The organism is Actinophytocola sediminis (assembly GCF_054779715.1).
This window is the reverse complement of the sequence record NZ_BAAGXS010000005.1, coordinates 141,066-147,279: the sequence shown is the minus strand read 5'-3', so window position 1 is coordinate 147,279 and position 6,214 is coordinate 141,066. Positions and strand designations below refer to the sequence as shown.

Below are 6,214 nucleotides of genomic sequence, written 5' to 3'. Positions count from 1 at the left end.
GGCCGCCAGCGCGGCCCGCAGCTGCGGGCCGCCGATGTCGACCGTGTCGGCCAGCGCGTCGGCGAACCCGCGCAGCAGCTGGGAGGCGAGCACCCCGGAGTTGCCCCGCGCCCCGGCCAGCGCTCCCCTGGCCAGCGCGCCCAGTGCCGCGCCCGCCGCCGACCGGGTGCGTGCCGGCGCGCGCAGCAGGGCGTCCAGCGCGGCACGCATGGTGTGCAGCAGGTTGGACCCGGTGTCCCCGTCGGCCACCGGGTAGACGTTGATCCGGTCGATGGCCTCCCGGTGCGCGTCGAGCGACTGCACACAGGCCACCGCCCAGCGCCGCACGGCGGCGGCATCCAGCGACCGCAACATTGGCCCTCCCCACGCGCACCCGGGTCGACATGCGGAGACTAGTGGCCCGGCTGGCGGGCCGCCGACGCGTGCCGTGTACCCTGTGATCGCCTGCCCGGCACGAGCGCCGGCAGGGATGGCTTGCTGACCGTATCCGGTCAGTTTCTCCCGAAGAAAGGAGTGCCTGACGTGGCTGCCGTCTGCGACGTCTGTGGCAAGGGACCAGGCTTCGGCAAGTCGGTCTCGCACTCCCACCGGCGCACCAACCGCCGGTGGAACCCGAACATTCAGACCGTGCACGCGAAGATCGGCATTTCGCAGCGCAAGCGGCTGAACGTGTGCACCTCCTGCCTGAAAGCAGGCAAGGTCACCCGCGGCTGAGTAAGAGTCGACCGTCCACAAGGAACCGGGCCTCCGTTGGAGGCCCGGTTCCTTGCGTTGACGTTCTCGGCGTTGCCGCGCGCGCTAGGGAAGCTTCCAGTCGAGCGGTTCGCCGCCCTGCTGCTCCAGCAGCTGGTTCGCCCGGCTGAACGGCCGCGAGCCGAAGAACCCGCTCCTGGCCGACAGCGGACTCGGATGCGCCGACTCCACACACGGCACCGGATCGAGCAACGGCTTCAGGTTCCGCGCGTTGCGCCCCCACAGGATCGCCACCAACGGCCCACCCCTGGCCGCCAACGCCCGGATCGCCTGCTCGGTGACCTCCTCCCACCCCTTGCCCTGGTGGGAGTTGGACCGCCCCGGCTCCACGGTCAGCGCCCTGTTCAACAGCAGCACCCCGTTCTCCGTCCACCGGGACAGGTCGCCGTTGGTCGGCGGCGGGTGACCGAGGTCCTCGCCGTACTCCTGGTAGATGTTCACCAGACTCTTGGGCAGTGGCCGCACATCGGGCGCGACCGAGAAGCACAGGCCGATCGGATGCCCCGGCGTCGGATACGGGTCCTGGCCGACGATCAGCACCCGCACGTCGGCGAACGGTTGCTGGAAGGCCCGCAACACGTGTTCACCGGCCGGCAGGTACTTCCGGCCGGCGGCGATCTCCGCGCGCAGGAAGTCGCCCATCGCGGCGATTCGGTCGGCTACCGGTGCCAATGCCTCGGCCCAGCCGGGTTCGACAATTTCGGACAGAGGTCGTGCCGTCACGGCAGCAGACCCTATCGGGTGGCTCAGGAAAGCCGGCGAAGACCCTTACGGTACGTCGCGATCCGCGCCACGTAGTTCGCCACGATGCCGGCCACCATCTCCGCCGGCACCTCGTAGCCCGCCCGCACCCTGGCCGGCACGCCGAGCGCCATCCCGCGCGCCGGCAGATGGCCGTTGAACGACATCACCGCCCCCGCCCCGAGCACCGCACCGTCCTCGAGCACCGACCCGTTCAACAACACCGACCCGGACGCCACCAGGCAGCCCGACCCGATCGTCGCGCCCTCGATGTGCGCGTTGTGCCCGACCGCCGAGTCCGGACCGATCCTGGTCGAGTGCCACTCCGTGCAGTGCACGACCGTGCCGTCCTGGACGTTGGTCCGCTCGCCGACCCAGATCCCCCCGGAGTCGCCGCGCAACACCGCCGTGGGCCACACCGACGACTCCGCCGCCAGGTGCACGTTGCCGATCAGCACCGCGTCGGGATGGACATAGGCGTCCGGGTGGATCGTCGGCTCGTGCTCGCCTAAGGCATAGATGGGCACATCGGCTCCTCGACGGTCGACTCGATCCACTTCCCGAGATGCACGCTCAACTCCTCGTCGGCGTAGTACCCGAACTTCGGCACGTCGCGGTAGCCAGCCGACCGGTACAACGCGATCGCCTCCGGCTGGCGCTCACCGGTCTCCAGCACCATCCGCCGCCTGCCGGCCGCCGACGCGGTGCGTTCCAGCTCGGCGAGCATCGCCCGCGCCAGGCCCAGGCCCCGCGCGGCCTGGCGCACGTACATCCGCTTGATCTCCGCGGCGTCGTCGCCGAACACCCGCCAGCCGCCGCACACCGCGGGCGTCCCGTCGCGGTAGCCGACCAGGAACAGCCCGTTGGGCGACGCGAACTCGGCCGGGTCCACCGGGGTCCCGTCCTGCTCGCCGTAGCGGACCACGTACTCCTGCTGCACCTCCGCGATCAGCGCGACGGCGTCGGGATGGTCATAGCGAACGACATCGATGCGCACGCCCCGATCCTGCACGCCGGGCCACGCCGGACGCCATGCGGTCTAGGTCACCGCCAGTGCTGCCACCCGGCCGGCTTCTCGTACTGCCGCCCGTCGACGGTGACCCCACTCCCCCGGCGCACCGTGCCGATGGTGACCCAGTCCGCCGGCACGCCGGCCGCGTCGGGGAAGGTCGCCGCCAACGCGTGGTCCTCACCGCCGGTGAGCACCCAGTGCCTGGCGTCGGCCCCGAGCGCCGAGGCGACCTCGACCAGCCGCTGGTGCACCTCCACCATCGAGGTCTGCACGTCGATGGCCACACTGGACGCGGTCCCGACGTGGGCGAGGTCGGCGAGCAGCCCGTCGGAGAGGTCGACCATCGCGGTGGCGCCGGCCAGCGCGGCCTGCGGGCCCGCCGGGTAGGGCGGCTCCGGCGCGCGGTAGGCGCCGACGACCGACACCGGCGAGCGGAAGCCACGGCCGAGCACCGCGAGCCCGGCGGCCGACCAGCCGAGCCGGCCGCACACCGCGACCACGTCGCCGGGCATCGCGCCGCCACGCGTCACCGGCGCGCGACCTTCGAGGTCACCAAGGGCGGTGACAGATATCACGATCTGCTCGGCGGCCACCACGTCCCCGCCGACCACGCCCGCGCCGGCCCGCGCGGCCTCCTGCCACATGCCGGCGACCAGACCGTCGACCAACTCCGCGCTCGTCGTCTTCGGGCAGGCGAGCCCGACGAGCAGCCCGGTCGGCACCGCGCCCATCGCCGCGATGTCCGACATGTTGACCGCGATCGCTTTGCGGCCAACATGTTCCGGCGTCGACCAGTCCATTCGGAAGTGCACGCCCTCGACCAGGACGTCGGTCGTGGCGACCACCCGGCCGTCCTGCGCGGCCACCACGGCCGCGTCGTCGCCGGGGCCGAGCAGGGTGGTCGCCGGCTGGCGACGGCCCGCCGTGACCCGGCGAATCAGTCCGAACTCGCCGACGTCGCCCACGGTTTCCCGCGGTTCATCGCCCTCTGGCACGACCACCTCCGATAGTCGGATCCCCAAACGATCGAGAACTGCGGTACCTTTTGCTGCTCACGTTCCTACCTCTAAAGGACTGTTCGACACGAAGGGGCGCGCCGTGGTCCACGCATACATCCTGATCCAAACGGAAGTCGGTCAGGCCGCAGCCGTCGCCGCGAAGATCGCGGAGATCGCCGGGGTGACCACGGCCGAGGATGTCACGGGCCCCTACGACGTCATCGTGCGCGCCGAGGCGGAGAACGTGGACCTCCTCGGCCAACTGGTGGTGGCCCGCATCCAGAACGTGGACGGGATCACCCGAACACTGACCTGCCCGGTAGTACATCTCTAGGACCTGCTCTAGTTGGGGTCGTGTCGGAAACGCAACCATCGCCGGTCGCTCTCCGGGTCGCGGCAGGGCTGGTCGGTCTACTCCTCGTCGGTGTGGTCGTGCTGAGCCAGGTTCTCGGTAGTGAGGCGAGCACTGACGGCTCTCCTGGCGCGAACCCCCAGGAGACCAGCTCCGCGAGCCCACGCACCGGCCCACTGGCGCTGGTCCCGGTGGAGGCTCCCACAGCCGGCTCACCGGAGTGCAACCGGCTGACCGCCGCGCTACCGGACGAGTTGCCCGGCGCCGACCTGCCGCTGCGCCGCCTCCCGATCGCCGACCCCGCCCCGAAGGCGACCGCGGCGTGGAGCGCGGACCGGGGCGAGCCGTTGGTGCTGCGCTGCGGGCTCGGCAGGCCACCCGAGCTGACGCCGACCGCGTCCCTGCTCCAGATCGACAAGGTCCGCTGGCTGACCGTGCGGGGCGATGCCGCGGAGACCTGGTTCGTGGTCGACCGGGCGGTGTACATCGCGCTGACCGTGCCGGCCGGCACCGGCACCGGCCCGTTGCAGAAGCTTTCGGCCACAGTGGACGACACACTGGCCGCGGCACCGGTCCGTACGCGTTAACCGGCCCGCGCGCCACCGTCAGCCCAGCCGGATGTGCCGCAGGCCGACGGCCGCCCGGCGCAGCCGGCCGCGCAACGCGCCGTCGGTGTTGGGCGCCAGCCGCAGGCCGGCGGCGTCCGCGATCCACTCGGCCACCTCGGCCACCGGCCGGTCGTCTGTCCACACGTGCTCGGCGAACTCCTGGCCGCGTAGCCGTTCCAGGCACCGGTCCAGATTGGACACGGCGAAACTCTCCCGCCGCAGCGACGTCTCCGCCCCGGCGATCACGTTCAGCAGGCGGCCGAGACCGCGCTCGCGCAGCCTGCGCAGCACCGTCGCTCGCGCGGCCAGCAGCGCGAAGTGGCGCACGTCGTGGCCCTGCGCGCGCAGCCTGCCGACGATCGCCGCGAAGTACTCCGGCTCCACCAACGTCATCGGCGCGATCACCGGCCCGGGATGGCGGCGCAGCACCAGGTCCAGCACCTCGAACACCCCCTGCCGCCAGGCTGGCAGGTCCTGGAAGTCGCCGCGCAGTGCCCTCGGCATCATCCGCTGCAGTCCGAACCCGACCCGCTCCGGGTCACAGACGACACTGCCCGGCAGCCGGCGACGCAGCTCGTAGGCGGTCTGGGTCTTGCCGCCGCCGAAGGGCCCGTTGATCCACAGCAACATGGTCAGCGCAGGCCGAGTCCTCTTGCCTTGGCCGTGTCGACCAAAGTGGACAGCAGGGTCGGGTAGTCGATGCCGGTGACCGCCCACATCTTCGGATAGGCCGAGGTCGGGGTGAAACCGGGCATCGTGTTGAGCTCGTTGATGATCGGCGTCCCGTCGTCGGTGACGAAGAAGTCGACCCTGGCAAGGCCCTGGCCCTCCAGCGCGTGGAACGCGGTGACCGCCAGCTCCCGGATCCGCTCGATCACCACGTCGTCGAGCTTGGCCGGGATGTCCAGCTCGCACACGTCGTCGAGGTACTTGGCCTCGAAGTCGTACCACTCCGGCCCGTCCGCGCTGATCCGGATCTCGGCGGGGAGGGAGGCCTCCACCCGCCCGTCCGGGAACTCCAGCACCCCGCACTCGATCTCCCGGCCGACGACCGCGGCCTCGACGAGCACCTTGGGGTCGACCGCCCGCGCCGCAGCCACCGCACCGTCCAGTTCGGACCAGTCGGTGACCATGGTGATGCCGGAGGACGAGCCGGCCCGCGCCGGCTTGACGAACACCGGCAGTCCCAACCGTTCCCGCTGCCGCTCGCTCAGCGTCGGCACGCCGCGGCGCAGTACCTCGTAGGGCCCGACCGGCAGCCCCTCGGCGACGAGCAGCTTCTTGGTGAACTCCTTGTCCATGGCGACGGCGCTGGCGAGCACCCCGGCCCCGACGTAGGGCAGGCCGACCATCTCGAGCAGTCCCTGGATGGTGCCGTCCTCGCCGTAGGCCCCGTGCAGGACAGGGAACACGACGTCTACTTTGGACAGCACCTCACCCTCCCGACCCCGCTCCAGCACGACCAGACTGGTCGTGGCCGGGTCGGCCGGCAGGGTCAGCGCGGTCCCCTCGGTGACCGAGGGCATCGTCCGGCCGGCGATCTCCAGCCGTTCGGGGTCGGCCGGCCCGAGCACCCAGGCGCCCTGCTCGGTGATGCCGACCGGCAGCACCTCGAACCGGGTGGTGTCCAGGTTGGCGAGCACACTCGCCGCGGACACACAGGACACCCCGTGCTCGGTGCTCCGACCGCCGAACACGACCGCCACGCGGATACGCTCTTGGCTCGCCATGGCGCCCGACCCTACCTGCC

The 6,214-nt window shown here is 71.4% G+C and carries 10 protein-coding genes; 3 read left to right on the top strand and 7 right to left on the bottom strand.

The features are described from left to right. The coding region (locus ACYVIP_RS03700) for a DAK2 domain-containing protein (protein ID WP_460391933.1) at positions 1 to 354 on the bottom strand (354 nt) is incomplete at its 3' end. Between the two features lie 168 nt (positions 355 to 522). Between ACYVIP_RS03700 and rpmB the strand changes: the two genes are divergently transcribed. After that, positions 523 to 714: a 50S ribosomal protein L28 gene (rpmB, locus tag ACYVIP_RS03695; protein ID WP_331082060.1), complete on the top strand. Its 192-nt coding sequence runs from the start codon at positions 523 to 525 to the stop codon at positions 712 to 714. Between the two features lie 84 nt (positions 715 to 798). On the opposite strand, the gene ACYVIP_RS03690 is transcribed toward rpmB, so the two are convergent. The 4 genes from ACYVIP_RS03690 to ACYVIP_RS03675 are packed head-to-tail and all read right to left on the bottom strand — an operon-like array spanning position 799 to position 3,501. Then, positions 799 to 1,476, bottom strand: a complete 678-nt coding sequence (locus ACYVIP_RS03690; protein WP_460391931.1) for a uracil-DNA glycosylase — start codon at positions 1,474 to 1,476, stop codon at positions 799 to 801. Positions 1,477 to 1,499: 23 nt separating this feature from the next. After that, positions 1,500 to 2,021, bottom strand: coding sequence for a gamma carbonic anhydrase family protein (locus ACYVIP_RS03685; protein WP_460391929.1), 522 nt, complete (start codon positions 2,019 to 2,021; stop codon positions 1,500 to 1,502). Further along, positions 2,003 to 2,491, bottom strand: coding sequence for a GNAT family N-acetyltransferase (locus tag ACYVIP_RS03680; protein WP_460391927.1), 489 nt, complete (start codon positions 2,489 to 2,491; stop codon positions 2,003 to 2,005). The genes ACYVIP_RS03685 and ACYVIP_RS03680 overlap by 19 nt, the downstream gene beginning before the upstream one ends. Before the next feature lie 47 nt (positions 2,492 to 2,538). After that, a complete protein-coding gene (locus ACYVIP_RS03675; RefSeq protein ID WP_460391925.1) occupies positions 2,539 to 3,501 on the bottom strand; it encodes a thiamine-phosphate kinase in 963 nt (320 codons plus the stop codon). A gap of 103 nt (positions 3,502 to 3,604) precedes the next feature. On the opposite strand from ACYVIP_RS03675, the gene ACYVIP_RS03670 reads away from it, so the two are divergent. Both ACYVIP_RS03670 and ACYVIP_RS03665 read left to right on the top strand, forming a co-directional pair. Further along, complete coding sequence (locus ACYVIP_RS03670; RefSeq protein WP_075135135.1) at positions 3,605 to 3,838, top strand: Lrp/AsnC ligand binding domain-containing protein; 234 nt, start codon at positions 3,605 to 3,607, stop codon at positions 3,836 to 3,838. A gap of 20 nt (positions 3,839 to 3,858) precedes the next feature. After that, positions 3,859 to 4,443 (top strand): DUF3515 domain-containing protein, encoded by a 585-nt coding sequence (locus ACYVIP_RS03665; protein WP_460391923.1) that lies wholly within the window; start codon positions 3,859 to 3,861, stop codon positions 4,441 to 4,443. Between the two features lie 18 nt (positions 4,444 to 4,461). On the opposite strand, the gene ACYVIP_RS03660 is transcribed toward ACYVIP_RS03665, so the two are convergent. After that, positions 4,462 to 5,094, bottom strand: a complete 633-nt coding sequence (locus ACYVIP_RS03660) for an AAA family ATPase (protein WP_460391921.1) — start codon at positions 5,092 to 5,094, stop codon at positions 4,462 to 4,464. 2 nt (positions 5,095 to 5,096) lie between these two features. Further along, a complete protein-coding gene (locus ACYVIP_RS03655) occupies positions 5,097 to 6,194 on the bottom strand; it encodes a D-alanine--D-alanine ligase family protein (RefSeq protein WP_460391919.1) in 1,098 nt (365 codons plus the stop codon). Between the last annotated feature and the right edge of the window lie 20 nt (positions 6,195 to 6,214).

What these genes read in the sequence shown, in the direction of transcription:
- ACYVIP_RS03660 (WP_460391921.1), bottom strand. Translation starts at nt 5,094, where the DNA reads ATGTTGCTGTGGATCAACGGGCCCTTCGGCGGCGGCAAGACCCAGACC.
- ACYVIP_RS03655 (WP_460391919.1), bottom strand. Translation starts at nt 6,194, where the DNA reads ATGGCGAGCCAAGAGCGTATCCGCGTGGCGGTCGTGTTCGGCGGTCGG.